At 50.4% G+C, this 25,971-nt stretch carries 22 protein-coding genes; 17 read left to right on the forward strand and 5 right to left on the reverse strand.

What is annotated here, in order from left to right; all coding sequences use genetic code 11:
- Window positions 1–67 precede the first annotated feature (67 nt).
- The 6 genes from BO18_RS33555 (at window position 68) to BO18_RS35120 (ending at window position 10,805) form a co-directional block, all read left to right on the forward strand.
- On the forward strand, window positions 68–1,414 hold the full coding sequence (locus tag BO18_RS33555) for an N-acetylmuramoyl-L-alanine amidase family protein (RefSeq protein ID WP_051689157.1): 1,347 nt from the start codon (window positions 68–70) through the stop codon (window positions 1,412–1,414).
- A 210-nt stretch (window positions 1,415–1,624) separates the two neighbouring features.
- Window positions 1,625–3,475 carry a hypothetical protein gene (locus tag BO18_RS33560; RefSeq protein WP_051689158.1) on the forward strand — a complete coding sequence of 617 codons (1,851 nt, stop codon included), beginning with the start codon at window positions 1,625–1,627 and terminating at the stop codon, window positions 3,473–3,475.
- 64 nt (window positions 3,476–3,539) lie between these two features.
- The gene (locus BO18_RS33565) at window positions 3,540–5,327 is read left to right on the forward strand and encodes a hypothetical protein (protein WP_051689159.1); all 1,788 of its coding nucleotides are present in this window, start codon (window positions 3,540–3,542) and stop codon (window positions 5,325–5,327) included.
- A 108-nt stretch (window positions 5,328–5,435) separates the two neighbouring features.
- On the forward strand, window positions 5,436–7,229 hold the full coding sequence (locus tag BO18_RS33570) for a transglutaminase domain-containing protein (protein WP_051689160.1): 1,794 nt from the start codon (window positions 5,436–5,438) through the stop codon (window positions 7,227–7,229).
- Window positions 7,230–7,469: 240 nt separating this feature from the next.
- The gene (locus tag BO18_RS33575; protein WP_051689161.1) at window positions 7,470–9,209 is read left to right on the forward strand and encodes an N-acetylmuramoyl-L-alanine amidase family protein; all 1,740 of its coding nucleotides are present in this window, start codon (window positions 7,470–7,472) and stop codon (window positions 9,207–9,209) included.
- Between the two features lie 198 nt (window positions 9,210–9,407).
- Window positions 9,408–10,805 carry a zinc ribbon domain-containing protein gene (locus tag BO18_RS35120; RefSeq protein ID WP_066738458.1) on the forward strand — a complete coding sequence of 466 codons (1,398 nt, stop codon included), beginning with the start codon at window positions 9,408–9,410 and terminating at the stop codon, window positions 10,803–10,805.
- A gap of 179 nt (window positions 10,806–10,984) precedes the next feature.
- On the opposite strand, the gene BO18_RS25505 is transcribed toward BO18_RS35120, so the two are convergent.
- Window positions 10,985–12,019: a glycoside hydrolase family 5 protein gene (locus tag BO18_RS25505; protein ID WP_034450493.1), complete on the reverse strand. Its 1,035-nt coding sequence runs from the start codon at window positions 12,017–12,019 to the stop codon at window positions 10,985–10,987.
- Between the two features lie 170 nt (window positions 12,020–12,189).
- Between BO18_RS25505 and BO18_RS25510 the strand changes: the two genes are divergently transcribed.
- From BO18_RS25510 to BO18_RS25525, 4 genes are all read left to right on the forward strand, one after another.
- Complete coding sequence (locus tag BO18_RS25510) at window positions 12,190–12,774, forward strand: helix-turn-helix domain-containing protein (protein WP_034450495.1); 585 nt, start codon at window positions 12,190–12,192, stop codon at window positions 12,772–12,774.
- A gap of 122 nt (window positions 12,775–12,896) precedes the next feature.
- Window positions 12,897–13,451 (forward strand): VanZ family protein, encoded by a 555-nt coding sequence (locus BO18_RS33580; RefSeq protein ID WP_051689162.1) that lies wholly within the window; start codon window positions 12,897–12,899, stop codon window positions 13,449–13,451.
- Between the two features lie 164 nt (window positions 13,452–13,615).
- Window positions 13,616–16,240 (forward strand): magnesium-translocating P-type ATPase, encoded by a 2,625-nt coding sequence (gene mgtA / locus BO18_RS25520; RefSeq protein ID WP_034450497.1) that lies wholly within the window; start codon window positions 13,616–13,618, stop codon window positions 16,238–16,240.
- Window positions 16,241–16,243: 3 nt separating this feature from the next.
- Entirely contained in the window at window positions 16,244–17,314 is a 1,071-nt protein-coding gene (locus BO18_RS25525; RefSeq protein WP_034450500.1) for a hypothetical protein, read from the forward strand.
- A 220-nt stretch (window positions 17,315–17,534) separates the two neighbouring features.
- Here the strand turns inward: BO18_RS25525 and BO18_RS25530 are convergent, their stop codons facing one another.
- From BO18_RS25530 to BO18_RS25540, 3 genes are read right to left on the reverse strand one after another with little or no spacing between them, the layout of a single operon-like run.
- Window positions 17,535–18,095 (reverse strand): ABC transporter ATP-binding protein, encoded by a 561-nt coding sequence (locus BO18_RS25530; protein WP_034450501.1) that lies wholly within the window; start codon window positions 18,093–18,095, stop codon window positions 17,535–17,537.
- Window positions 18,092–18,829 carry an ABC transporter permease gene (locus tag BO18_RS25535; protein WP_034450503.1) on the reverse strand — a complete coding sequence of 246 codons (738 nt, stop codon included), beginning with the start codon at window positions 18,827–18,829 and terminating at the stop codon, window positions 18,092–18,094. Before BO18_RS25535 ends, BO18_RS25530 begins: the two co-directional genes overlap by 4 nt.
- Window positions 18,830–18,832: 3 nt before the next feature.
- On the reverse strand, window positions 18,833–19,798 hold the full coding sequence (locus BO18_RS25540) for an ABC transporter substrate-binding protein (protein ID WP_034450505.1): 966 nt from the start codon (window positions 19,796–19,798) through the stop codon (window positions 18,833–18,835).
- A 121-nt stretch (window positions 19,799–19,919) separates the two neighbouring features.
- Here BO18_RS25540 and BO18_RS25545 point away from each other — a divergent pair, with 121 nt between their 5' ends.
- Window positions 19,920–20,774 (forward strand): mechanosensitive ion channel family protein, encoded by an 855-nt coding sequence (locus BO18_RS25545; protein WP_034450507.1) that lies wholly within the window; start codon window positions 19,920–19,922, stop codon window positions 20,772–20,774.
- 50 nt (window positions 20,775–20,824) lie between these two features.
- Here the strand turns inward: BO18_RS25545 and BO18_RS25550 are convergent, their stop codons facing one another.
- Window positions 20,825–21,658 carry a DUF3737 family protein gene (locus tag BO18_RS25550; protein WP_034450509.1) on the reverse strand — a complete coding sequence of 278 codons (834 nt, stop codon included), beginning with the start codon at window positions 21,656–21,658 and terminating at the stop codon, window positions 20,825–20,827.
- A gap of 216 nt (window positions 21,659–21,874) precedes the next feature.
- Here BO18_RS25550 and BO18_RS25555 point away from each other — a divergent pair, with 216 nt between their 5' ends.
- The 6 genes from BO18_RS25555 (at window position 21,875) to larC (ending at window position 25,931) form a co-directional block, all read left to right on the forward strand.
- Complete coding sequence (locus tag BO18_RS25555; RefSeq protein WP_034450511.1) at window positions 21,875–22,279, forward strand: metal-dependent transcriptional regulator; 405 nt, start codon at window positions 21,875–21,877, stop codon at window positions 22,277–22,279.
- A gap of 86 nt (window positions 22,280–22,365) precedes the next feature.
- Window positions 22,366–22,731: a hypothetical protein gene (locus tag BO18_RS25560; RefSeq protein WP_034450513.1), complete on the forward strand. Its 366-nt coding sequence runs from the start codon at window positions 22,366–22,368 to the stop codon at window positions 22,729–22,731.
- 14 nt (window positions 22,732–22,745) lie between these two features.
- A complete protein-coding gene (locus tag BO18_RS25565) occupies window positions 22,746–23,051 on the forward strand; it encodes a hypothetical protein (protein WP_034450515.1) in 306 nt (101 codons plus the stop codon).
- A complete protein-coding gene (gene larE, locus BO18_RS25570) occupies window positions 23,051–23,875 on the forward strand; it encodes an ATP-dependent sacrificial sulfur transferase LarE (RefSeq protein WP_034450516.1) in 825 nt (274 codons plus the stop codon). The genes BO18_RS25565 and larE overlap by 1 nt, the downstream gene beginning before the upstream one ends.
- 2 nt (window positions 23,876–23,877) lie before the next feature.
- Entirely contained in the window at window positions 23,878–24,615 is a 738-nt protein-coding gene (larB, locus tag BO18_RS25575) for a nickel pincer cofactor biosynthesis protein LarB (RefSeq protein ID WP_034450518.1), read from the forward strand.
- A gap of 65 nt (window positions 24,616–24,680) precedes the next feature.
- Window positions 24,681–25,931: a nickel pincer cofactor biosynthesis protein LarC gene (larC, locus tag BO18_RS25580; RefSeq protein WP_051689163.1), complete on the forward strand. Its 1,251-nt coding sequence runs from the start codon at window positions 24,681–24,683 to the stop codon at window positions 25,929–25,931.
- The last annotated feature ends 40 nt before the right edge of the window (window positions 25,932–25,971 follow it).

Raw genomic sequence — 25,971 nt, forward strand, 5'->3', positions numbered from 1 at the left:
CGTCATTGCAAATATCCGCTCCTCATGTAAAACTATATTTACAAATTTTTTCTCAAGGGGGATGAAAATGAAGATCAGCAGATTGTTTGTGACAGGGGCGACCCTTGTTGCTACAGTGGCGCTTGCCGGCGGAGTGGCCTTGGCGGGCGGCGGAGAAGAGATTGAAATCAAAGATCTTGTTTTCGGTGAGTCAGCTCATGTGGTGATAGCCGCTGATGACAAAGATAGTTTTGATAGCTACAGATTTATTCCGAAGGCATCCGGAACCTACGTGTTCTCGCTTGGTGATTATGACGAAGGTATCGATGATCCTTTAGTTATGATCGCAGACCCTGAAAAGGTGGATGAGATAGACTATTATCTGGATTATATCTGTCCGGAAGATAAACCTGGCCAGACAACAATGGATGTCGAGCTTGTAGAGGGCAAGGCATACCTTATTATTGCGACTAAGAGCGGCCCTGGAACCGTCGCAGATTATACATTTTCCATCAATGGTTTTTCAGGTGAAGGAAACCCCTTGAGCAAAGGCTGGTGGGAGAATGAAGACGGTTGGCTCTACAACGATGAAGAAGGCAATCCTGTTATATCGGATTGGGCCAAGATCGGCGGCAGATGGTATTTCTTCGACAATATTGGCATCATGCAGACCGGCTGGTTCTATTTCGGCGGTCACAGGTATTATCTGAAGAGCAGCGGTGCGATGGCCACCGGGTGGCTTGAGATCGAAGGCAGATGGTTCTACTTTGATGTGAGCGGCGTCATGGCAGAGGGCTGGAAGCAGATCGGCGGCAAGTGGTATTATTTCGATCCCGTTGAAGGCATGAAGTCCGGTGAATACTTTATAGACTCCAACCACAAGAGATATTATTTCAAGCCGTCAGGAGAAATGGCCAAGGGCTGGCTTGAGATCGCAGTCGGGATCAACAGCTACTGGCATTACTTCTTCTCCGACGGATCCGAGGCTCACGGCTGGAATCAGATTGGCGGCCAGTGGTATTTCTTCGACAAGAATTACGGACAGATGATTACAGGCTGGCTCGAAGATAACGATAAGCTTTACTACATGAAGTCTTCCGGCGCGATGATGACCGGATGGTTTAATGAGTACGAGTACTGGTATTATTTCCAGTCTTCGGGCGCTGCAGCTACTGGATGGACACAGATCGGCGGCAAGTGGTATTTCTTTATTAAGGGCTCCGGCAAAATGGAAACCGGATGGCATACTGAAGTTGAAAACGGCAAGCTTGTAAAGTATTACCTGAAGGATTCCGGCGAGATGGTAAAAGGGTGGTACAAGATACAAGGCAAATGGTATTACTTTGAGTCGTCCGGTCTGATGGTTACCGGCACGAAGAAGATCGGCGGAAAGACGTATGAATTCTACGATGACGGAATCTGCAAGAATCCGTAACGGTAAAGACTGAATCAGTTTGATCTTTGGCGGGCTGTCTCTCATATCGGAGGCAGCCCGTTGTTTTTGCCGCCGGGATATCTGTCCCTATCCGCAAAAATGTCCTTAAAACCCCACAAATTTACATTTCATTTACGGCTTAACACCTTACAAACCTATTGATTAGATTATAAAATAAGAACATCTTTATTTTTCTGGGGAGGCGCCGGTATGCATATAGGAAAGAAACTGCTCTCACTCTTAACAGCTGCGGTCATTGCGGTCACACCCGTGGCAGGAATCGTTAACAACGTTTATGCATCAGACAATCTGACTGCAAGCAATTTTGAACTGTCAGAAGTCAAATCCGCAAGGATAAAGCTTAGTAATGCGGCACCTGCTGCCACCGACAGGGCTTTCTGGAAGAGCATGTCGAGCGACTATTACTATAAGCAGATGACATCTTCCGAGAAGACACTTTACAGCAGGATCAACGACGCCTGCATGAATGTCCTCGTAGGAAGTTCCGATCTCTCCCAATTTGACGTCGACTGCTCGGGCCTCTCCTTTACGCAGGCAGAAGCAAAGAAAGTCCTTTATCTTTACGAGATATCCAATCCGCAGATCTTCTTCCTGAGCCTGCAGTTCGGATATTATATGGATTCGAGCAACAAGTATGTGACCAAGCTGGTCTTATACCTTGACGAGAATTTCGTCTATGCATCCAAGAGAAACAGCGCCAGAGACACGATCAGGCTCACCGTCTACGATTACATGAGTGCGGTTTCCCAGTATTCCCTGATCGAGAATAAGGAATATGCTCTTGCTTATCTCATGTGCTACAACATCGACTACGATACGAGTGCGCCCTACAATCAGTCCATCTACAGTGCCTGCCTCAAGAAAACGGTATGCGCCGGATACATGTCCCTTTTCGGAGCCGTAATGAATGCGTTGGGATTCGAATGCGCACCTGTAGTCAGCGAGGACCATGCATGGAATATCGTCAAGCTGCACGGCTACTGGTACTATATCGACGTTACGAACATGGATCAGTCCTTCGGTCTGTACTACTATTACTACAACAATAATGTTCCGACCGAGACGGTCCTTGATTACTGCAAGAGTTATCTCCCCAGCATCAAGTATGACGATATCGGAAGCGACTACAGCTATTCGCTGAGGTATTTCCTTTCGAACAACATCCTTTATTTCATCGTAAACGACAATTCGTCTTCCTACATTGCGACTCCCGCATATGCGCTCGGTGATTTCTCATCGATACCTTCGACTGTCACATACAAATCAACAACATATACCGTCAGCTATTCTTCCGAGTGCTACAAGGGCTGGCGCAAGATGGGCACGGATTGGATCTACTACAATCCGTCCGGAATCATCCTTACAGGCTGGACAAAGATCTCGGGCGACTGGTATTTCCTTGACAAGGCTTCAGGCGCCATGAAGACCGGCTGGTTAGAAGATGAAGGCAAGTGGTATTACTTCACACCGTCCACGGGCGTTATGGTCCGCGGCTGGAAGCAGATCAACAATAAGTGGTTCTTCTTCGATGCTGACGGCTCCATGGTAACCGGATGGAAGTACACAGGCGGAGCTTACTATTACTTCAACACCGACGGCTCAATGGTTACAGGCTGGAAGGGCATCGGCGGCAAGTGGTATCTGTTCAGCAGCGATGGCATAATGCAGACCGGCTGGCAGAAGGATGGCAGCAAGTGGTATTACTTCAACACCGACGGCTCAATGGTCACGGGCTGGAAGTTCACGGGCGGTTATTACTATTACTTCAACACCGACGGCTCAATGGTTACAGGCTGGAAGAGCATCGGCGGCAAGTGGTATTACTTCGAGAACGACGGATCCATGGCAAAGGGCTGGAAGAAGATCAGCGGTTCCTGGTACTACCTCAACCAGGGCGGCGACATGAAGACCGGATGGCTTAAGACCGGCGGCAAGTGGTATTACTTCGCAAGCGACGGCAAGATGGTCACCGGCAAGCAGACTATCGGAGGCAAAGTCTATAACTTCGGTTCCGACGGAGTCTGGGACGGAAAGGAATAATTACGGCATAATCCGATCCTTCCGGTAAACGGTCAACATTCGAAAACATAAAGGAGGTATGGATATGAAAGCAACGAAAAAAGTTGTGACATTCCTATCGGCTTTGACGATCCTTGCCGCACCCGCGGCAGGTCTGTGCAACAACGTCTATGCCTCCGAAGATGTTTTCGAGGGGACCGGGGATATCCCCGTAACTTTATATACGGACCCGACACCGGGCGATGCCGCAGAGGAAGCCTACTGGAGAGGCATGTCGTGCGACTTCTATTACGATCAGTTTAATTCGTCGCAGAAGGCTCTCTATGATGCGCTCGACAAAGCCAGCATGTACTATCTGATCAACGACGTGGATACCGGCAGAGGCGTCTACGTGGATGTGTCAGACATAAGCATCAAGGATGACGATGCATACAACATCATGGTCATCTTCAAGTTCGCCAACCCCCAGTATTTTTTCTACGATGCCAGTTCATGGTGGTGGCGCAACGGTGATGGCGGAAAGCTCAGCGGCATAGAGCTGGCTGTTATCTCCGAGATGCAGACAGGCACGAAAAGAGCATCCGCGAAGGCAAAGATAAAGAGTGTCATTAATGAATATGTGACTGCGGCTTCGAAAGGTTCGCGTCCAGAGGACAAGGAAAACATCGTTTACAGGCGCATGTGCGAAAAGATCGCTTACGACTACGATCACGAATCCGCATACGACCAGTCACTGTACGGCGGCGTGCTCGGACTGACTGTCTGCACGGGTTACATGAAGACCTTTGAGGCGGTAATGAATCTCTGCGGGCTGGACTGCTCATTTGTCGAGAACGGTTCGCATGCATGGAATATCTTCAAGATTCACGGCTACTGGTACTATGTCGACGTTACCTGGGCTGACCAGTCGTGGGGTGTGGCATATAAGTACTACAACACGAACACGCCTTCCGAAAAGGTCGGCAGCAGGTATACTTCATATCTTCCGTCCATCAAGTATGACTGTCTCGATCAGACTGATTACAACAAGTATTCGAGCAGATATGTCACCGTCGGAGGTACGACGTATTTCATCGTCAGCGACCTCTCATCCGCAGGTCTCAAAGCTTGCGCCGTATACGGATCGACAACTTCTCTTCCTTCGAAGATCACATACAACGGCAAGGAATATACCGTCATCGGCGCTGCTGCCGGAACGGCAGGATGGAACAGGAGCGGCGGCAGCTGGTACTACGTCAACAGCGCAGGCATAACCCTTACAGGCTGGCAGAAGATCAAGGACGACTGGTATTACTTTGATCCCATATCAGGTCTCATGAAGACCGGATGGCTCGCAGACGGCGGCAAGTGGTATTACCTTGATCCCGATAGCGGCGCAATGGCCAGGAGCTGGAAGCAGATAAACAACAAGTGGTATTACTTCACCGATGACGGCGCCATGGTAACCGGCTGGAAGTTCTCCGGCGGATACTATTACTATTTCGACAGCGAAGGCGCGATGGTCAGGGGCTGGAAGCAGGTCAACGGCAAGTGGTATTTCTTCAATGACGAAGGTGTCATGCAGACCGGCTGGAAGTTCTCGGGCGGCAGGTACTACTATCTCGGCTCAGACGGAGCCATGGTCACGGGCTGGAAGTCCGTAAACGGCAAGTGGTACTACTTCAACACGGACGGAACCATGGCGACAGGCTGGAAGAGCGCAGGTGGCAAATGGTACTATCTCGGCTCTGACGGAGCAATGGTCACCGGCTGGAAACAGCTCGGCGGCAAATGGTATTACCTGAACACTGACGGTTCGATGGTGACGGGAAAGAAGAACATAGGCGGCAAGGTCTATAATTTCGGTTCCGACGGAGTCTGGGACGGGAAGTAAAGCCGTCAGATGAATCCCCTGATAATGCCCAATAAAATAAGGCACCTGATGCGGATTAGGTGTTATGATAATAAAACGGATAGATTTTTGGAAAAGGAGAAGTGTCAGATGAGTATAACTAAAAAGATCCTGTCGTTCGGTATTACGCTGGCGATCGCCGCAGCTCCCGTGGCAGGGGCGGGTGTCAATGTTTTTGCAGCAGGTTTTGACGGCGCCGGTGCCGGACTGGCGAAGGATAATCCGGTCAAGATAGAGATAAGCGCCGCGCCGGCTTCGGCTTCCGAAGAGGAAAAGTTCTGGAGCGCGATGGGAACCGATTATTACTACAACCAGTTCACTGCTGACGAGAAGAAGGTCTATGATGCCCTCGACGAGTTCTATATGTATTATCTCCTGAACGATGTCGACATCGACGATCTGTATCTCGACATCAGCGACAGTCCTCTCGATTTTGATGAAGCTAACAAAGTAAGGATCATCTTTGCGTATTCCAATCCGCAGTATTTCTTCCTGAACCTGCAGGGCGACTGGCTCTTCTATCACCATGACCAGGTAGTCTACGGCATGCAGATCGGTTATTACGACGACTTCTATTCCGGTTCTGACAGAGCAGAGGCGAAGGCTAAGGTAAAGAGCGTCATGAAGGAATACATAAGTGCCGTTTCCGCTGCTTCGAGACCTGAAGAAAAAGCGAAAGTTGCGCATGACATGATGTGCGAGAAGATCTATTACGATTACGGTCCGCTCGATCAGTCCATCTACAGTTCCATCAGCGGAGTAACCGTATGCACCGGTTACATGAAGCTCTTTGCCGCCATCATGAATTCATGCGGCGTCGAGTGTTCCGTCGTCGAGAACGGTGATCACGCGTGGAACTATATCAATTTCCACGGCTTCTGGTATTACCTTGACGTTACCTGGGACGATTATTCCACCGGTTACTACTACAGATACTACAGTTCGGGAACTCCTTCTGAAGATGTCGGCGAAAGATATGCTCCTTATATGCCCACGAGCTTCGGTTACGATATCCTCGAGGAAGATTTTAATTATACGAGCAGATACGTGACGGTAGGCAGCACGACATACTTTATCGTCAACGATCTGGAAACCACCGGAAGGAAAGTTGTTCCCGTCTACGGTTCGACATCCTCGCTGCCTTCGAGCATCTCATACGGGGGCTATACTTATGAGGTCATAAGCTCTTCATCTTCTTCCGGGCTTAAGGCAGGATGGAACAAGTCCGGCAACGACTGGTATTACTGCAGCAGTTCGGGCGTCGCCCTCACAGGCTGGCAGAAGATCAGTAACGTCTGGTACTATCTTGATCCTTCTTCAGGCGTAATGAAGACGGGCTGGCAGCAGATCGGCGGCAAGTGGTATTACCTGACACCTTCCTCGGGTGCAATGGTCACCGGATGGAAGCAGATCGGCGGCAAATGGTATTACTTTAACGACGAGGGCGTAATGGCTGAAGGCTGGAAGTTCTCGGGCGGCAAATACTATTACCTCGGTAATGACGGCGCAATGGTCACCGGCTGGAAGCATGTCAGCGGCAAGTGGTATTACTTCAATAACGACGGCACGATGGCAACAGGCTGGAAGTATTCCGGCGGCAAGTACTATCTGCTCGGCAATGACGGCGCCATGGTAACCGGATGGACGCAGAACAGCGGCAAGTGGTACTACTTCAACACCGACGGTACGATGGCAACAGGCTGGAAGGCAGTAAGCGGCAAGTGGTATTACCTCGGCACCGACGGCATCATGGTAACAGGCTGGAAGCAGATCAGTGGAAAGTGGTACTACCTGAACAGCGACGGATCCATGGTCACCGGCAAGAAGACCATCGGAGGCAAGACATATAACTTTGGTTCCGACGGAGTCTGGGACGGCAAGTGATAAGACCGGATAATTAAATAAACGCAAGGGACGCACCTGATGCCGATACGGCTTTCGGGTGCGTTCTTTTTCCGCCGTGTGTCAGTGGTGCCAAACACCTTGTGAAATCTGAAAAAGAGGCAGTGGTTTGAGTGCTTGTCCTTTATCCGGCGCATGTCCGTGTGTTATCATAATCCATACTGTTTTAAATGCGGTATTTATTGTGAGAAACGATTTCATTTTATTCAAGGGGGTATCCGTATGCGTTTAGGTAAGAAGATAGTATCGGCGCTGGCTGCGATTACTTTCATGATCGCTCCGGTGTCAGCTCTTCACGGCAATGTCGAAGCGGCTTCCGCAGAGGAGCAGTACTGGCGCAGCATGTCTACTGATTTCTATTACAAGCAGATGAATGCTGATGAGAAGAAACTCTACGACAAGCTCGATGAGAAGTGCATGAAGATCCTGTTGCTCGAGACGGATGATATCACGGTCGAGGTCAAAGATCTCTTCGGCAGCGATATCTCGATAGTTGACGATGACGACTTAGGCTGCAACATTCCGGATCTGTTTATCCGTTCCAATCCTCAGTATTTCTTCCTTAGCGGAGGTTCGACTACAAGTTCTAAATTGAACAATCCCAAAGTTTATGCAAACGGTGACGGAAAGAACTATCTGGATAAAGTCACGCTGAGAGTTTTTTCGCTCATGCAGACAAAATCGGAGATCTCCGATGCAAAGGCTAAATTTAAGAGTGCGATAGCCGACTATGTTAAAGAAGCTGCAAAAGTTGGCCTGCCTGAACAGAAGGAACATGCGGTTGCCGAACTGATAATGAAAAACGTCAGTTCTAATTATAGTAATTTCTGCTCTTCCGCATATGGTCCATTAGTTGATAAAAAAGCTGATTCAGCCGGTTATTCCATGCTGTTCATGGCAGTCATGAACATGTGCGGCAATGACTGCGCAAGTGTTTACGGCATCGGTTACAGTTACAATGTCATCAACATTCACGGCTTCTGGTACAACGTCAACATGTCCAAGCTGGATAATTCGAGCACGCAATACTATAACTACAACCGCGGTTCGGGTGATAATTTCGTGCCGTATAAGAATTATAAGGCATGGGTTCCTGACACTCCTTACGATTATGAAGACACGGCCTCTTACATAAGCTGGTATATAGACTATGACAATGTCACATACTTTATCTGCAATGGATATGAGACTGAAGGTGCCGGATATACTGCTGTTGCAGTATGCGGTACTACTTCGACTGTTCTCTCGACACTGCCTTTTATGGGCCGTTCATATAAGGTCATTAAGTCTTCCATGAGAGGCTGGCAGTACGAGCAAGGAGCATGGCGCTTCTACAACAACGGCGGCATCATGCAGACGGGTTGGTATAAGATCGGCGGCAAGTGGTATTTCTTCAATGACGGCGGCGAAATGTCAACAGGCTGGCTCCAGACCGGCGGCAAGTGGTACTACATGGGTACTGATGGCGCCATGCAGACCGGCTGGAAGCAGATCAGCGGCAAGTGGTATCTGCTTACTTCTGACGGCATCACAACAGGCTGGAAGAAGGAAGGCGGCAAGTGGTACTTCTTCGATTCTTCCGGAGCTATGGCAACCGGTTGGAAATCCACAGGCGGCAAATGGTATTACTTCAACTCTGACGGATCCATGGTAACAGGATGGAAGCAGATCAGCGGCAAGTGGTATCTGTTTAACAGCGACGGCTCCATGGTCACCGGCTGGAAATCCACAGGCGGCAAATGGTATTACTTCAATTCTGACGGCTCAATGGCCACCAGATGGAAGGGAATAAGCGGCAAGTGGTATTACCTCGGCACCGACGGCGCCATGGTAAAGGGCTGGCTGCAGTTAAGCGGCAAGTGGTATTACCTTGCAAACGACGGTTCCATGGTCACCGGCAAGCAGACTATCGGAGGCAAGGTCTATAACTTCGGTTCCGACGGAGTCTGGGACGGCAAGTGATAAAGGTATAGTTTCCGTTCCCGGCAAATGTCCGGAAAGCTATGTGATTTTGATATGAGGGACGCACCCGATGCCGATTTGGCACGCGGGTGCGTTCTTTTTTCGGGAATATCTCATAATAATTTATTTGACTAATGTCAAATGGCTTTAAGATGTGAGATAATCTACATATCTATCTTTTAATAAAGGAGAGGACAAATGAGAAGAACAATTACTAAAGTACTGTCAGTAATGGTCATCGTTGTTATGGCAATGTTCTGTTTCACGGGATGTATCAGATTCCGTACGACGGTCGGCTTTAAGAACAACGGCAAGGCTGATCTCTCGGTCATCTATGCGTACATGGAAGATATCTATGCTGATATCGAAGATGATATGGATGAGACAGTGGAATTATTTGAGGATGCCGGCTGGGAAACCAAGGATTATAAGAAGAACGGCTATCAGGGTTATGAATTCACTCTCAGTGATGTAAAGGTTGATGATCTTGAGGAGGTCTTCACTTCAGAGGCTTTCGAGTCCATGGAACTCGATGATTTCACGATCACCAAGGATGGTTCAAACTATACGATCGAGTGGGTTACAAATGCTGGCTCTGATCTTGAAGAGGAAGACGTCTCATCTTCCGATCTCGATGAATACAACGGATTCATGGAAGTAGTCATGGAGTTCCCTAACGGAACGATCGACAACAACGCTACAAAGGTTTCCAAGGACGGCAATACGCTTACCTGGGATCTTACTGAAGAAGATGAGATCGAAGTTACATTCTCTCTCGTAAACGTCGGCCTGATCGTCGGCATCGTTGTCGGAGTTGTTGCTTTTCTTATTGTTGCAGCTATAGCTGTAGTAGTTATCCTCGTAGTTCTTAAGAAAAAGAAGAATAAGAAGCCGGCTGAGCCCGTTGCAGTTCCCGCTGCACCCGCAGCAGCACCTGTTTCCGATCCTTCAGCTTACATGCCCCCTGTAGCAGCTCCTGTAGCGGCACCCGTTGCAGCACCCGTTGAGCCTGCACCGGCAGCTCCCGTTGCACCCGTTGCTCCTGTTGCCGAGGCAGTTCCCGTAGCGCCTGTTGCAGCACCTGTAGCAGCTCCTATTGCAGCTCCTGTTGTTGAGGCTCCCGCAGCACCTGCTCCCGTTGAGCCCGTTGCACCGGTCGTAGAGCCTGCAGCTCCTGTAGTTGAGCCTGCAGCTCCTGTAGTTGAACCTGCACCTGTTGTTGAGGCAGCTCCCGTAGAGCCTGTCGCACCGGTAGTTGAGCCTGCACCTGTAGAGCCCGCTCCCGTTGCTGAACCCGTTGCACCTGTTGCAGAGCCTGTTGCTCCTGTAGTTGAGCCCGTAGCTCCCGTTGCAGAGCCGGTTGCTGAACCTGCACCGGTAGTAGAGGCAGCTCCTGTCGTTGAAGCAGCTCCCGTTGCACCTGTAGAAGCAGCACCCGTAGTCGAAGCACCCGCTGAGCCTGCACCTGTTGTTGAAGCAGCACCTGTTGAGTCTTCATCACTTGCAGGAAAGTTCTGTCCCGGATGCGGATACGGCCGTCCCGACGGTAAGCCGTTGAACAACTTCTGCCCTAAGTGCGGATATAAGATCAAATAATCTAAGTTAAACACTGACTTAACCGGAGGCTGTCCTGCTTGGGCAGCCTCTTCGATTGTTTGGGGTGGAAAGGGATTAGTCCTAAATGCGATTTTTGTGGAATCCAGCGACCTGGATATCATTTTTGAAGAACGGACACGAAAAACAGAGCGGCCGTGAAGCCGCTCCCGGGAAAGGTATCAGAGTATCTTATGCAGAATGTCCCTGACTTCGTCCGCGCTTATGTCGGCGATGCCGAAATCCTTTTCGCGGTAGTTCCACAGAGCTGAACCGATATTGTACTTATGGAAGGCACTGTGGATGTCGGCGAGCCACCTTAAGGCATCCTCACGTGCTGCCAGGTCGATGACGCCGTGCTCGCCGCAGTAGAGCGGGACATTGTCAGCTGCGGCTTTCGCGATCGCGGGAGCGAAAATGTCCTCAAAGAACGCGGGACCTATCTCGCTGATGCCCTCGTCGAATATGGCGCCGGCCAGATCTTTCGAAAGGTTTGAGCTTGCAGCCTGGTATTCCTTGAGAGTCTTCGGATAACCGATGCGGAAATCGTGGTCCATGTTGTCGACCCAGTATGCGCCCTGGTGCGTAAAGATCAGAGGCTCATAGCAGTGGAAGTTGTATACGATGTGATCGTCGACGGGGATGTCGATGAGATGAACTGTTCCGACGCTGTTGTAGCACACGCCGCCGATGATTAGATATGCATCGGGGAGTATGGCTCTCATGCGCGCGATGTATTTGCGCAAAAGGACGTTCCATGCGTCAGCGACTTCATGAAGGACGACTTCATTCAGGGGCTCGAAAGCCATCATGTCGGCATGATCTTTGAACCTGTCGGCGATCCTGTCCCAGAGTCTTAAGAATCTATCCTGGAGTTCCTCATCGTAGAAGAACTTCTTCTTGTCATCTTTTTTGAGAGGATCGAAAGAGTAACCGTAGCACTCGTGGACGTCTACGATCATGTTGAGGTGATACTTTTCGCACCACTGTCTGCATGATTCGAGATACTGATAGCCGTCCTCACGGGGATTGCCTGCCTCATCTTCCAGAAGGATGTAGTCTACGGGAACGCGCACATGGTCGAAGCCGAAATCGGCGATCCTCTTTATGTCTTCTTCGGTAGTAAAGGTATCGAAATGTTCTTTGCTGTATTCATCGAACTGGGAGATCCATCCTCCGAGATTTATACCTTTTTGGAAGCCTTTAAATTCACGCATAACCTTTACCATCCTAGCCGGCAATTTTTCATATGCACATTCTATATGAACAGAGCCTGTGTGGCAATCAGACGGGCGGGCGTTTTGAGCAGATAAATACAACTCCACGGAGCGTGGGTAACAATCGCAGGAGCCCTGTGATAACGTTGTAGCAAAGGGAGGTAAAACCTATGGACAGATATGTAACCGGAGCCGTGATTAGGAAGCTCCGCGAAGACAAGAAGATGACACAGGAAGAACTTGCGGCGAAGATCTTCGTCAGCAGCAAGGCAGTGAGCAAATGGGAGACGGGCCAGGGATTTCCTGACGTGACCCTGCTCGAACCTCTCGCAGAAGCGCTGGGCATCTCGGTGATCGAACTGCTCTCGGGTGAGGACATAAGGAACCTCAACCGTTCATCGAACATGACAAGGTGCAAGTTCTATGTCTGCCCGGTCTGCGGCAACGTGATAAACGCAACGGGAGGGGCGGTCGTGAGCTGCTGCGGCATAACGCTTCCGGCGCTCGAAGCCGAGCCTTGTGATGAGGGGCATCAGATAAAGGTTGAGACTGTGAAAGACGAATACTATGTAACGGTGGATCACCCCATGACCAAGGACCACTACATCTCATTCCTTGTGGCCGTGTCAGACGGGGGAGTGCAGTTGGTTAAGCTCTATCCGGAGGGTCCGTGTGAAACAAGGTTCCGCAAGTACTGCATCAGGAAGATGTATGCGTACTGCAACAGACATGGACTGTTTATGCTGAAAAATTAATTAAATCTTAATGAGAATACCCCAGTTCCGCGCGTGATTCATTACTTTTTGCCTAATATAATCATTACGAGGCTGCTTATGGGGATAGGCAGCCCCGTAAAAAATATTGGGAGATGATAGGAATGATAACGATACCGTTTGTTTACACGGCAGCGGTCTATACAGTCATATATCTGCTCGTAAGGGCATTTGTCTGTATACGCACCAAATGCATCGACAGAAAGCGCGAGCTGGCACACAGCCTGATGTACTTTAATCTCTTGGTCATCATCTATCTCACGTTCTCGCCGCTGATAATGGATTTCGACAGGATCTTTGATTTCAGGATAAATCCGGTCCCGTTCGTATATCTGACTGATTATGACAACAGCACCAGCATGATCATGAACGTGTTCGGAAACATCCTGATGTTCGTTCCGACCGGAATCTTACTGCCCGTGCTCTATAAGCGCCTGAATAGTTTCGCGAAGGTCGCCGGAACGGGTTTTCTGATATCTCTGGCGATAGAGATATTGCAGCTTCCGTTCGCTTCGAGAACATCCGATGTGGATGACCTCATAATGAACACTCTGGGTGCGGTAACAGGATATGTGATCTACATGATCGCTTGCTATGCTTTTGGCAGGAAAAAGCGGTCTGCAACTGAGGTTTGCGATATATATGACATCGCGAAATAACAGTCTGTGATCCGTCCGGAACGGACTGATAATATGCAGGACGATACCGCATGAAGAGCCGTCTTCCGTACAGGCAGGCGGCTCTTTGTGTTGTTACGGGCTTTTCTATTTTATATAATTTTTACCGAGGTGATTTTTTTAAGGAATAATTTAAGGGGACGAAAATGAAGAGAAAAGAGAACACAGAACACCGCAATGAAGTCGAGAAGACACTGCTTGAATTAAGTGCAATGGAGCAGAAGGCGCTTTTCGGGAAGTATGAGGTTGACGAATACGGCCTTGATCCTGTTCAGGCGGCAGACCGTCTTGAAGAGTACGGAAGGAACATCATTGATTTCGGCAAAGAGAAGAACCTTGCCGTACGTATTAAGGATGCGATCATAAATCCGTTCAACATCGTGCTCCTCGTAGTTGCGATGATCACATTCGTGACCGACGTTGTGCTCGCTGAAGAGCCGTCATTCGCAACATTCATAATGCTTGTTGCTGTAATCATTATTTCCGCAACTATCTCATTTATTCAGGAAGAGAAATCCAACAACGCAGCCAAGAAGCTGCAGGGCATGATCACCACCAAGCTCGATGTCATCCGTAACGATGTCGAGATCGAGGTTGATATCGAAGAACTCGTTCCGGGCGATATAGTTAAGCTCGCTTCAGGAGACATGATCCCCGGCGATGTAAGATTCATCGAGACGAAGGACCTCTTCATCGACCAGTCACAGCTCACGGGCGAATCGAATCCTGTAGAGAAGTTCACGACATCTGAGACAAATGTCGGCGTAACAGACCTCGCAAATATCGGATTCATGGGATCCAACATCGTATCGGGAAGCGCTAAGGCGATCATTCTTACGACCGGTGAGGACACATATTTCGGCAGCATGGCAAAGAGCCTCAACACTTATGAGGAGAAGAGCGCGTTCGAGAAGAACCTCGATTCCGTAAGCAAGCTCCTGATCCGCTTCATGCTCGTAACGGTTCCGGTCATCTTCATCGCCAACTTCATCACCAAGGGCAAGGGCGGATGGCTCGAATCCCTCATGTTCGGCATCACGATCGCAGTAGGAATCATGCCGGAGATGCTCCCCGTAATCATGAACTCTTCTTTGGCAAGGGGCGCTATCAACATGTCCCGCAAGAAGACCATCGTTAAGCGTCTTGGTGCAATCCAGACATTCGGTGAGATGGACGTTTTCTGTACAGATAAGACAGGTACGCTCACACAGGACGAGATCATCCTTGAGAAATACATGGACGTTCTTGGCCGTGAGGACAAGCGTATCTTAAGACACGCATTCCTCAACAGCTATTTCCAGACAGGTCTTAAGAACCTCATGGATGTTGCCATCATCAACCGCGCAGACAAGGAAGACCTTGGCTACCTTAAGGAAGCTTATGTAAGAGAAGACGAGATCCCGTTCGACTTCTCACGCCGCCGCATGAGCGTTGTGTTAAAGGACAAGAACGGCAAGCGCCAGCTCATCACAAAGGGTGCTGTCGAAGAGATCCTTTCTATCTGCTCATATATCGAGATCGACGGCGAAGTTAAGGAAATTACTGATGATCTTATCGCGAATGCGAAAAAGATCGCCGAAGAAAACAACCTCGAAGGTATCCGTGTTATCGCGGTTGCCCAGAAGAATAACGTTCACGGCGTCGATGTTTTCGGCGTTCAGGACGAGAGCGAGATGGTACTTATCGGATTCGTCGGATTCTTAGATCCGCCGAAGGAATCTGCGGGCGAAGCCATCAACGCTTTGAGAAAGAACGGCGTACGTACGATAGTACTTACAGGCGACTCCGAAGGCGTTGCCATCAACATCTGCGGCAGACTCGGTTTCTCTACGGAGATGTCACTTACAGGTGCCAAGATCGAAGCAATGACCGACGACGAGTTAAAGGAAGCGTGCGAGAAGTGCGACATCTTCTCCAAGCTCTCACCTTACCAGAAGCAGCGTGTCGTCAAGATGTTCCAGGCTAACGGCCACACCGTAGGCTACATGGGTGACGGTATCAATGACAGCTTGCCCTTAAAGCAGGCTGACATCGGTATCTCCGTTGACAACGCAGTTGATATCGCGAAAGAGGTTGCTGATATCATCCTCCTCGAAAAAGATCTCATGGTATTGGACGAAGGCGTTGTAGAAGGCCGTTCCACTTTCGCGAATATGTCCAAGTACCTGAAGATGTCCGTCAGCGGCAACTTCGGAAACATGTTCTCGGTTCTCATCGCGAGCATCTTCTTACCGTTCCTGCCTATGCTGCCGGTACATATCCTCGTTCAGAACCTTCTGAACGACTTTGCACAGCTCGGCATGCCTTTCGACCATGTCGAATCCAAATATATCGAGAAGCCGAAGAAGTGGGATCTCGGAGGCATCAAGGGCTTCATGGTATCGTTCGGACTTTTGAGTACCGTTCTGGACGTTTTGTGCTTCCTTGTACTGTGGTTCGTATTCGGATACAACAACCCTGATATGGCCGGCTACTTCCAGTGCGGCTGGTTCATGTTCGGCGTCATCTCACAGACGATGGTAATCCACACGATCAGAACACCCAAGCTCCCGTTCATCGGCGACAGGGCGTCTGTCCAGCTGACTCTGTCGACACTCGCAGTTATTGCGGTTACGCTGATAATCGGATTTACCGGATTATCCACGCTTTTCGACCTCCCGACAATGCCTTTAAACTACATGCTCTGGCTCGCGATCCTTATGGTTATCTACATGGTTTTCGCGCAGATCATGAAAGTTATCTATATCAAGAGACACAAGGACTGGTATTGATCCATGAAGTTATTCAGCTCCAAACCGAAAACATATTCGAAAGGCCAGAAGATCGTCAGCCGTATCCTGTTGATACTGCTCATCCTCGTGACTGCCGTCTTTGTCGGTGCAAGGCTGTTCTTCAGGATCCCCGTCCTAGAATATTACTGGGCTTCCGACAAGGCTTTTAAGATCCCCGGTCTTTCCGAAAACATGGTGCCGCAGGGTCTTGATTATGTTGCTTCCGAAGGCATCGACCTCGTCGGAGGTTACCAGAAGGACGGTTCACCCTCGCGCATCTACCGCGTCGATCACGATACGGGAAAGAATCTGGGCTACGTTGTCATGGGTGATGCAGAAGGCAACGGCGTAAGACCCCATGCGGGCGGTCTTGCCGCTCACGGTGATTTCCTGTTTGTAGCAGGCGATGAGGATGCGAGCATCTATATCTACAGATTATCCGACGTACTTTCCGGAAAAGACGGCGAGACCGTTAAGCGTGCCGGCGAGTTTTCAACGAAGTTCGGAGACGAAAAGGTAAACGTAGCATGGATATGCTTTGCCGAAGACCGAATGATAATAGGCGAGTTCTACAGGGTACCTAATTACCTGACGCCCGAATCACATTTCTTCACCGGCCCTTCCGGAGAAGAGAATCACGCGGTCGCTTTATGCTACCGCCTCACAGATACCGGTGCGGAAGACTCTGTATGCGGCGTCGAGACCACGCCTTTCATGGCATATTCTCTGCCCGGACTGGTTCAGGGCATGGCTGTTTATGACGGAAAGCTCTGGATATCCCAGTCCTACGGCACCGCGCAGTCGAGCATCCGCTGCTACGATGTTGAGGGCACTGAGCAGACCGGTGTATTTGGTGTTGAAGACGGCGGGATCCCCGTATATACGCTCGACAGCACCACACAAGTCTATGAATTTGAGGCGCCGCCGATGGCAGAGGAGATAATCTTTGTCGACGGCAAGCTCTACATTATGTGTGAGTCCGCTTCAAGCAAGTATTTCTTCGGAAATCTGACAGGCGGAAGATGGTGCTACGCGACAGACGTTGATAAGCTCACGGAGAAGTCCGCGGGCTGAGAGGGAACTTTTTTAAGTCATCAGCTGATACTACGTCAGTCGTACTATGTTCTGAATTTCGATTTTTTGGTTTTAGAACATACTTTTTCGAAAAAACTATGTTCTAGATTAAAAATTTCGGTTTTTAGAACTACTTCTGCAGGAGAAAAGCAATCAGTGGCAGCGATTTGAATGTCAGAAAGAGCATCTCATTCCGGCACAGCGGCCCAAAGGCAAAAACTTATTCCACCGTAACAACCTGAAGATCAGTCAGACCTCTTTCGTCGTGGCTCGTGACGATCAGGAGGCGGCCGTTTAAGCGTTCCTTTATGAAGGCGATAGTTTTCATGCGCGCTTCGTCGTCGAGGCCGGTGAAGGGTTCGTCCAGAATGACGCAGTCAGAATCGTGGAGCATCGCCCTGATGACCGCGAGCCGGCGCTTCATGCCGCCCGAGAGATCGCCGGCTTTCTTTTGGACCGTATCGGAAGGGAGGAGCTCTTCTATCGCGGATACGGCTTCTCTTTCGGTGACGTTTTCGTTTACGGCGGTGACGTTTGTCAGGACGGTCTCTTTTTCGAAAAGGCGGTTTTCCTGAAAACAGACTGCAAAGCGCGTTCCGCCGGGGATATTGACTTCGCCCGCATCAGGCTCTATGAGTCCTAAGATCAGGCGGATGCATGTTGTCTTGCCGATGCCCGAGGGACCTTTGAGAAGATAGCTTCCCTTGTCGAAAACGGCGCTGAATGAATCGAGCACCTTCTTGCCGTCAAATGATTTGCTTACGTTCTTAAGTTCGATCATTTGAGCACCTTCTTTACGATGAACGAGATGAGCTTCTCGATGAGGAATGCCGAGAGGACGGCGACAAGGGTCCACGCGAGCATCTCTGAAGTCGCGAGATTGATCTTTGCCCTGTAGAGTCCGTTGCCGATCGACCTTATGGGCTGGCCGACGACTTCGGCCGTGATGCCGCCCCTGAAAGCCATGCCGATCGCGAGCGATACGGCGCTCTTGATGTGGGGGCTGAGCGAGGGCAGATAGATATATCTGATCTTTTTTGAGGTCTTCATCTGATAGACCTTTGCAAGTTCGATCATCTTGGGATCGGTCGCGAAAAGGCCTTCGAGAATGTTTTTATAGAAAATAGGGAATGAGATTATCGACGATACGATTATCGTGACGTTGGAGCTTCCGGCCCAGATAAGGGCGATGATTATAAAGCTCACGACGGGGATGGACTTGATCACCGATACAAAGGGGGACAGGAAGTCTTTCACGAGACTGAACCTGTAGGACAGGACCGAAAGGACCGATCCCAGGAGCATTCCTATAAGGAAGCCCAGAAGGATCTTTCCTGCGGTCTTGCCGACCGAGATGTAAAAGGCGGGATCAGACCCTAAAGTAATCAGGGCTTTGACCGTGTCTATGGGACCCGACAGGAGGATGCTGTTGTTTACGGCAACGGCAAGGACCTGCCAAAGGGCGAGCCAGATCAAAACGATCAAAGTTGTCCTGATATACTTTTTGGTCTTCATTTATCAGCCTTTAAAGTAGAAATCCTCTCCGGGGAGATTTCCGCCTACGGACTTGGGATCGTAATTGTAGAGGACCTCAAGGTAAGCGGCGAGGTTGTTCTTAACGCTGTCGCCCGTCATGCATACGACGTTGCAGAGGGGGATGGCTTTCTTTGCGATGGGCTCCTTGCCGATGATCTCGCTTGCAACGACGAGGGATGCCGTCTTGTCGAGATCGGAATTTGCGGCAACGACGCTTTCGCCGTGCTCTTCGATGAAGGTCTTTACGGCTTCCTTGTGATCTTTGAGGAAATCGTTTCTTACGATCGTGACGCCCGTTACCATTCCGAGGCCGTTCGTCAGTGTCTGCCATTCGTCTTCGAGCGCGAAAACAGGGGCGATGGCTTCGTTCTGAGCGCATGCCACAGTTACGAAAGGCTGGGGAAGGACTGCGATCTGCATGGGATCTTCGGTAAGTACAGCGGCAACTTCCGTTGACTCGGACTTGAACTCGATCTCGCAGTCGGTCACGCCGTTCTGGTCGAGGAGATATCTCAGAGAGTATTCGGGTGTGGCGCCCTGGCCTGTCGTGATGACTTTCTTTCCCGCGAGATCCTTTACGGATGAGATGGAGCTGTCGCCCGTTACGCAGTAGAGAACGCCCAACGTGTTGATGTCTATCGCGGTGACTCCGCCCTGTGTCTTGTTGTAGAGGACGGACGCGAGGTTTGCGGGAACCAGAGCAATGTCGAGGTCGCCCGATACTATTTTCGCCGTGATCTCATCGGGTGCGGCGGACATGGCAAACTCATACTTGCCCTTTGCCTCACCCTTGGACGCCTTGTCCATGAGGTTAACGATACCTATTGTCGTAGGTCCCTTGAGGGAACCGACTCTGACGACCGTGTCGTCCTTCTTTGATGCACATCCTGCCATCAGACCCAGTGAGATGACGGCCGAAAGTGCGGCTGCAATAATCTTATTCTTCATAAGATTTCCTTCTTTCTAATATAAAATCGCAATGATTATACACCCTGAGTCAAATTACGCCATTTTTGATATACTATTTGAATCAAGGTTTCTTAAGCTACGCTAGATGTGAGGTCCTTTAATGTTTGAACGCGAATTCCCGGATTACGATTTTGGTTCTCTTTTAGACACCACGACTGTATTGGGACAGGTTCTTGAATTCCTGATCTACGCCGCCATCGCCGCAGTTACGATGACGATTGTGCTTGCTGTCTACAACAGGTTTGTAAAGAAGAAGCTCAAGGACAAGAAGAACATCCAGATCCGCTTCACCCAGAACATCATCAGGACGATCATAGTGCTGGCAGGCATCATCTGGGTCCTCGTAAGCTCCACAGCAACGACCGAGATCGGCAAGGTCTTGTTCCAGGGAACCGCGATAATCGGTGCGGTCGCAGGTCTTGCAGCCCAACCTGTTCTGGGCGACCTTTTCAGCGGCATCGCCATCAGCTTCAACAAGCCCTTTGAGATTGGCGACAGGATCGAACTCGACTGCGGGATCAGGGGCATCGTCATGGACATCACGCCCAGGCATGTCATCATCAGGACCATCGACACGATCGACGTCATCGTTCCGAACAGCAAGATAAATTCCAGCCTTATAACCAACATGAGCCACAACACAAAGATCCGCTCCGTACACATGAAGTTCAACATCGCATACGGCACTGACGTGGAGAAGGCCATGAATGCCGTCAAGTATGCGGTCATGAATTCAGAGCTCACAGTGCCCGCCTGGAAGGGCGAGAATTACGGCCCGGTTTACTTCATCTCATATGCCGACAGCAGTCTGGTACTTGCAACGACAGTCTACTATCAGCCTACCGTCTCGACGGAAACGGTCATGAGCGACATCAACATGAGAGTCAACGATATCTTCGCCAAGGAAGGCATTGAGATACCTTTCAATTACGTCAATGTCGTCATGAAGGAATGACGGTTCCGGCCCCGTCCGGTTTTCGAAAAAATATCAGTGTGAAACTTTCCTCAGCCTATGACGATCTCGCCGTCGGCACCCGGAATATCCCTTATGACCTCGCCGACTTCAGGGACTGAGATGTGTCCCGACAAGGGGTTCTTTATGCTTATTACGGGCGTTGTTATCGTGGCGTCGACCTGAGACCTCTCGAAAGCCAGGTCGCAGTCTTCCATCGCGCAGTTTATCAGTGTCAGTTCTTTGCAGTAGCACAGAGGCTGCGTACCCTTTATTTTGCAGTTTATGAACGTCAGGTTCTCGGAATACCACCCAAGATATTCGCCGTTGACAACGCTGTCTTTGACGGTCACGTTTTTCGCGTGCCAGAAGGCATCCTTGGTATTCAGTTCGCAGTTGCTGATGGTGACATTTTCAACATACTGGAAAGAATATTTGCCTGTGAATTTCACGTTCTCGAAAACGATGTCTGACGACCTCATCAGGAAATACTCCGATTCGGCCGTGGTATCTGTCATCTTAAGGTCCTTTACCGACCAACCGAACTCGGGCGATATAATGGACGAACCGCTGATCACGACATCCGCGCATTCGCGCAGAGCCTTGATGCCGTGGAGCTTCGTGTCCGTTATCTTTATGTCTTTGGAATACCATATCGCGGCGCGGCATTTATCCGTCATCTCGGAAGAGGTAATGGTGAGGCCGTCTACGTGCCAGAATGGATATCTGAGGTTGAAATACGAATCGGCAACCGCTACTCCCGAACTCTCTTTAAGGGCGCTCTCGCCGTCAGCGGGACCGTCGAAGCGGCAGTGTCTGACCGTGACATCAGAGCTCCCGTATAGGGCGCGCTCTTCGTCGAATGTCCTGTTCTCGATAAGTTCCATATCTGCCTGACCTTTGTTTTCGATGCCTAAATAATATCAGACTGTGCGGTTTATTCTGTCAGGAACTGGCTATATTTTTCAGATGTCTTTGCGTGTTTTACAGAGGCCGAAAATGTTCCGGATCATGAGTTGAGCGGCCTTTAAGTCCGGTTGTATGTGCCGCCGGAATTGTGTAGTATTAATCCTGACGCAGATCACTGATTTGGAGTGTTGAGCATGAAAGACAATGTTGATATCGGCAAATCCGCAGAAGATTATCTTGAGTCCATGATCATTCTCAAAGAGAAGAACGGATATGTCCGTTCGATCGACATCGCAGGATTCTTAGGTGTCACAAAGCCCAGTGTCAGCAACGCGATGAAGCGTCTGCGCGAGGACGGTTACATCGAGATGGACAGATCCGGTCTCATCACAGTGACCGAAAAGGGCATGGCCATCGCCGACAAGATCTATACGCGTCATAAGAAACTCACCAGCTTTTTTGTTTCACTCGGAGTATCTCCCGACATTGCGGAGGACGATGCGTGCAGGATAGAGCACGACATAAGCGATGAGACGTTTAATGCCATCTGTGATCACATCGACAATTTCGAAAAGGCCAATAAGACAAAAAAGGAATAATATCCTTCACTTAAGTGATATATACCGATTATTTCCCTGTGTTAGAATTAACGCATAAACATTAAATTTAAAAAGGAGATATCCCCATGGCATGTTTTTTGGTACCTACTACTGAAGCTATCGTAACAACGGTTGTCAAGCATGTTGCTGACAAGAAAGGTTCTGACAACATCTTCATCAAGAAGATGAACTGGCTTAACAATATGCTCTGGGGAGGTTCCGCTCTCCTTGCTTTCGAGCACGTATGGCACGGTGAGGTTACACCGTGGTTCCCGTTCCTCACTGCAGCTGCAGATCCCGCAGATGCTGCAGAGATGCTCCATGAGATGGGCACGAGCGGAGTCGCGATGGCTATCCTTGTTACTGTGGCGTGGGTGATAATGGTGCTCGTGTCTCAGGCGATCTCAAAGAAGAAAGCACCTGCTGTGGCAAAGACCCAGGCCAAGGCATAAGGAGGATAACGGACATGACACTTCTTATCACTGTTTTTGCAGCAGCTATATCAACAATCCTCTGGTACAATTCCAAGACTGACAGAAAGCTCGGCACGCTCGCCCTCATGTATTGGGGCGCAAGCCTTATGTGGCTCGTTGACGCGGTCGTAGAGTATATCGAACTCGGCGCGGAGTTTTTCGAGCAGGCGCCCGCTGACATGATCAACGACGCTTATCTCGGACTTTCCGTAGTCGCTCTGGGTATCGTGATCTGGCTCGTAGTCCTTCTCGTTAAGGATCCCGAGGGCAAGGTCAGGGCTATGCTCGCCGCTAAGTGATGGATATCGCTGAGGACATCAGAAATAAGGAAAAAGCGCTCGCAGAGCGTATCAGGACCGCCGGGAAACTGGCGGTCGCTTTTTCGGGCGGAGTCGATTCGACGTATCTTCTTTATAAGGCTCACGAAGTCCTGGGTGATGACTGCATCGCCGTCACCGTGAAGTCTCAGGTCATTACCGCGGAGGAGTTCGAATGGACGCGTGAATTTTGCGAAAGGACCGGCGTAAGACAGACGGTTCTGGACTTTGATGTCTTCGCCGTTGAGGTTTTCGCGGACAATCCGCCCGACAGGTGCTACCACTGCAAGAAAAAGATATTCACGGCCGTCAGTGAGGCGGCAGAAGGTTATACCGTCGCCGACGGGAGCAACGTTGACGACCAGGGCGATTACAGGCCCGGCATGCGCGCTCTTCAGGAGCTCGGCATTGCAAGTCCGCTCAAAGATTCCGGTCTTACCAAGAACGACATCCGCATTCTCTCGAAAGAAGCAGGTCTAGAGACCTGGGACCATCCGTCCGCCGCGTGCCTTGCATCGAGATTCGCATACGGCGAAAAGATAACCGCGGAAGGTCTTTCGCGCGTGGCAGCCGCAGAGAAGTTCATTAAAGAACTCGGATTTGAAGGCATACGTGTCAGGGTGCACGGAGATCTCGCAAGGATAGAAACGGCTCCCGAAGACATAGGACTCCTCGCTTACGAACGTTCCCGCAAAGAAATATCGTCGGAACTCAAGCGTTTGGGCTTCAAATATGTAACAATGGATATGGACGGATACAGAACGGGGAGCATGAACGAGGTTTTGGGCTCCGCTGATGAGGACTGATAATGGAAACAAGAGAGATCCTGGATAAGGTTGCAAACGGCGAAATGACACCCGAAGAGGCTGAACTGCAGCTTAAGATGAAGCCGTTCGTTGATCTGGGCTTTGCAAAACCCGATCTTCACAGAGGCATTAGACAGGGTGTTCCCGAAGTCATCTTCGGCGAAGGAAAGACGCCCGAACAGATCGACATGATCACGAAGTCGCTTCTGGATGGTGGCGTTAAGACCGTCATCATCACGAGGCTCTCGGAAGAGAAGGCCGCGGCACTTACGGCTGAGATAAAATATTACAAGGAAGCGCGCATCGGCGCGGCGGGGATTATTCCCGCACCTGATGCGAAAGGGACCATCGTTGTCGCAACGGGCGGGACTTCCGATCTGCCTGTCGCAGAGGAAGCTGCAGTCACGGCAGAACTCCTGGGCAACAAGGTCAGCCGCGTCTATGATGTCGGAGTATCGGGCCTTCACAGGCTTCTCGCGCACAAAGAGGAGCTCATGAGCGCGGGCGTCATAATAGCGGTTGCCGGCATGGAAGGAGCCCTCGCGAGCGTTATCGGCGGACTCGTGGACTGTCCCGTGATCGCGGTCCCCACGAGCGTGGGATACGGTGCTTCCTTTGAAGGACTCACGGCGCTTTTGAGCATGCTCAATTCATGCGCGAGCGGTGTCACGGTGGTAAATATCGACAACGGATTCGGTGCGGGCTACTCTGCCAGCATGATCAACCACATTGGAGGTTAATTCCGGCTCCTGTCTGCCCGGGCATCAGATGCTGTAAGCAGGAGCGGCAATATCGGAGGTAAACAATGAAGACTCTTTATATCGAATGCAATATGGGCGCGGCAGGAGACATGCTCCTGGCTTCTCTTGCGGAACTCACGGGAGACGTTAAGGCCTGTGAGGAGAAGCTCAATTCGATAGGGATCCCTGACGTTACCTATCAGTTTGAAGAAAGCGTTAAGTGCGGCATCAAAGGCACGCACGCGCACGTTACCGCACTCGGTGTGGAAGAAGACGAGCACCTGCACGAGCATACGCACGAGGGACACGTTCATTCACACGAACATACTCATGAACACGAACATGACCACACCCACGGCGGTGAAGAACACCATCATGAACACGGTGATCACGAGCATGGCGATCACGAGCACCACCATCACCACGCCCACATGAGCGACATAGAGAATATCATCAACGGCCTTAACGTATCTGAAAAAGTTAAGTCCGATGCGCTCGCGGTATACGGACTCATTGCCGAAGCCGAGAGCAAGGCTCACGGCAGGCCGGTTACGGATATCCATTTCCACGAAGTCGGAACGATGGATGCGGTCGCAGACATAGTCGGTGTGTGTGTCCTGCTGGAGCAGATAGATCCCGACAGGATCGTAGTATCACCGCTGGCGACAGGTTTCGGCCAGGTCAGATGCGCGCACGGTATACTGCCCGTTCCCGCACCCGCCACGGCAAGCATTATAGAGGGCGTTCCCACATACAGCGGTGATGTTGAAGGCGAACTGCTGACACCCACAGGCGCGGCGCTCCTGAAGCATTTCGCGGATTCCTTCGGTTCCAGGCCCGTCATGGCAATAGAGAAGACGGGTTACGGAATGGGAAAGAAGGATTTCCCCAAGGCAAACATGCTGAGGACATTTATCGGGACCTCCGAAGGTGAGGGAGATAAGGTCGTCGAACTCAGATTCAACGTTGATGACATGACGGGCGAGGAGATAGGCTATGCGACCGGAGTCCTCATGGACAGCGGCGCGCTGGACGTTTTCACGACGCCGGTCTTCATGAAGAAGAACCGTCCGGGCATCCTTTTCACCGTGCTCGTAAAAGCGGAGGAAAAGGAAAAGTTCGCGGGTCTTATTTTCGAAAACACATCCACGATCGGCATAAGATATGTTGAGATGGACAGGTTCAAACTTGCAAGGCGGGAAGAGAAGGTCATGACCAGATTCGGCGAGGTCAGGGTCAAGGTGTCGGAAGGCTTCGGAGTCACGAAGGCCAAGCCAGAATTCGATGACGTGGCAGATATCGCGGACAGGAAATGATCCCTGCCTAATAAGGAGTTGTTCCGGGCATCATCCTGTA

It is taken from the genome of Butyrivibrio sp. AE2032, from assembly GCF_000702965.1.

Excerpts from the sequence above, each read along its gene's own strand:
- BO18_RS25555 (WP_034450511.1), top strand. The coding sequence starts at position 21,875 with ATGAAAGACAATGTTGATATCGGCAAATCCGCAGAAGATTATCTTGAG.
- BO18_RS33570 (WP_051689160.1), top strand. The coding sequence starts at position 5,436 with ATGAGTATAACTAAAAAGATCCTGTCGTTCGGTATTACGCTGGCGATC.
- larB (WP_034450518.1), top strand. The coding sequence starts at position 23,878 with ATGGAAACAAGAGAGATCCTGGATAAGGTTGCAAACGGCGAAATGACA.
- BO18_RS35120 (WP_066738458.1), top strand. The coding sequence starts at position 9,408 with ATGAGAAGAACAATTACTAAAGTACTGTCAGTAATGGTCATCGTTGTT.
- larE (WP_034450516.1), top strand. The coding sequence starts at position 23,051 with ATGGATATCGCTGAGGACATCAGAAATAAGGAAAAAGCGCTCGCAGAG.
- BO18_RS33560 (WP_051689158.1), top strand. The coding sequence starts at position 1,625 with ATGCATATAGGAAAGAAACTGCTCTCACTCTTAACAGCTGCGGTCATT.
- BO18_RS25510 (WP_034450495.1), top strand. The coding sequence starts at position 12,190 with ATGGACAGATATGTAACCGGAGCCGTGATTAGGAAGCTCCGCGAAGAC.
- BO18_RS25560 (WP_034450513.1), top strand. The coding sequence starts at position 22,366 with ATGGCATGTTTTTTGGTACCTACTACTGAAGCTATCGTAACAACGGTT.
- larC (WP_051689163.1), top strand. The coding sequence starts at position 24,681 with ATGAAGACTCTTTATATCGAATGCAATATGGGCGCGGCAGGAGACATG.
- BO18_RS25545 (WP_034450507.1), top strand. The coding sequence starts at position 19,920 with ATGTTTGAACGCGAATTCCCGGATTACGATTTTGGTTCTCTTTTAGAC.
- BO18_RS25535 (WP_034450503.1), bottom strand. The coding sequence starts at position 18,829 with ATGAAGACCAAAAAGTATATCAGGACAACTTTGATCGTTTTGATCTGG.
- BO18_RS25505 (WP_034450493.1), bottom strand. The coding sequence starts at position 12,019 with ATGCGTGAATTTAAAGGCTTCCAAAAAGGTATAAATCTCGGAGGATGG.
- BO18_RS33565 (WP_051689159.1), top strand. The coding sequence starts at position 3,540 with ATGAAAGCAACGAAAAAAGTTGTGACATTCCTATCGGCTTTGACGATC.
- BO18_RS33555 (WP_051689157.1), top strand. The coding sequence starts at position 68 with ATGAAGATCAGCAGATTGTTTGTGACAGGGGCGACCCTTGTTGCTACA.
- BO18_RS33580 (WP_051689162.1), top strand. The coding sequence starts at position 12,897 with ATGATAACGATACCGTTTGTTTACACGGCAGCGGTCTATACAGTCATA.
- BO18_RS25530 (WP_034450501.1), bottom strand. The coding sequence starts at position 18,095 with ATGATCGAACTTAAGAACGTAAGCAAATCATTTGACGGCAAGAAGGTG.
- BO18_RS25540 (WP_034450505.1), bottom strand. The coding sequence starts at position 19,798 with ATGAAGAATAAGATTATTGCAGCCGCACTTTCGGCCGTCATCTCACTG.
- BO18_RS25550 (WP_034450509.1), bottom strand. The coding sequence starts at position 21,658 with ATGGAACTTATCGAGAACAGGACATTCGACGAAGAGCGCGCCCTATAC.
- mgtA (WP_034450497.1), top strand. The coding sequence starts at position 13,616 with ATGAAGAGAAAAGAGAACACAGAACACCGCAATGAAGTCGAGAAGACA.
- BO18_RS33575 (WP_051689161.1), top strand. The coding sequence starts at position 7,470 with ATGCGTTTAGGTAAGAAGATAGTATCGGCGCTGGCTGCGATTACTTTC.
- BO18_RS25565 (WP_034450515.1), top strand. The coding sequence starts at position 22,746 with ATGACACTTCTTATCACTGTTTTTGCAGCAGCTATATCAACAATCCTC.
- BO18_RS25525 (WP_034450500.1), top strand. The coding sequence starts at position 16,244 with ATGAAGTTATTCAGCTCCAAACCGAAAACATATTCGAAAGGCCAGAAG.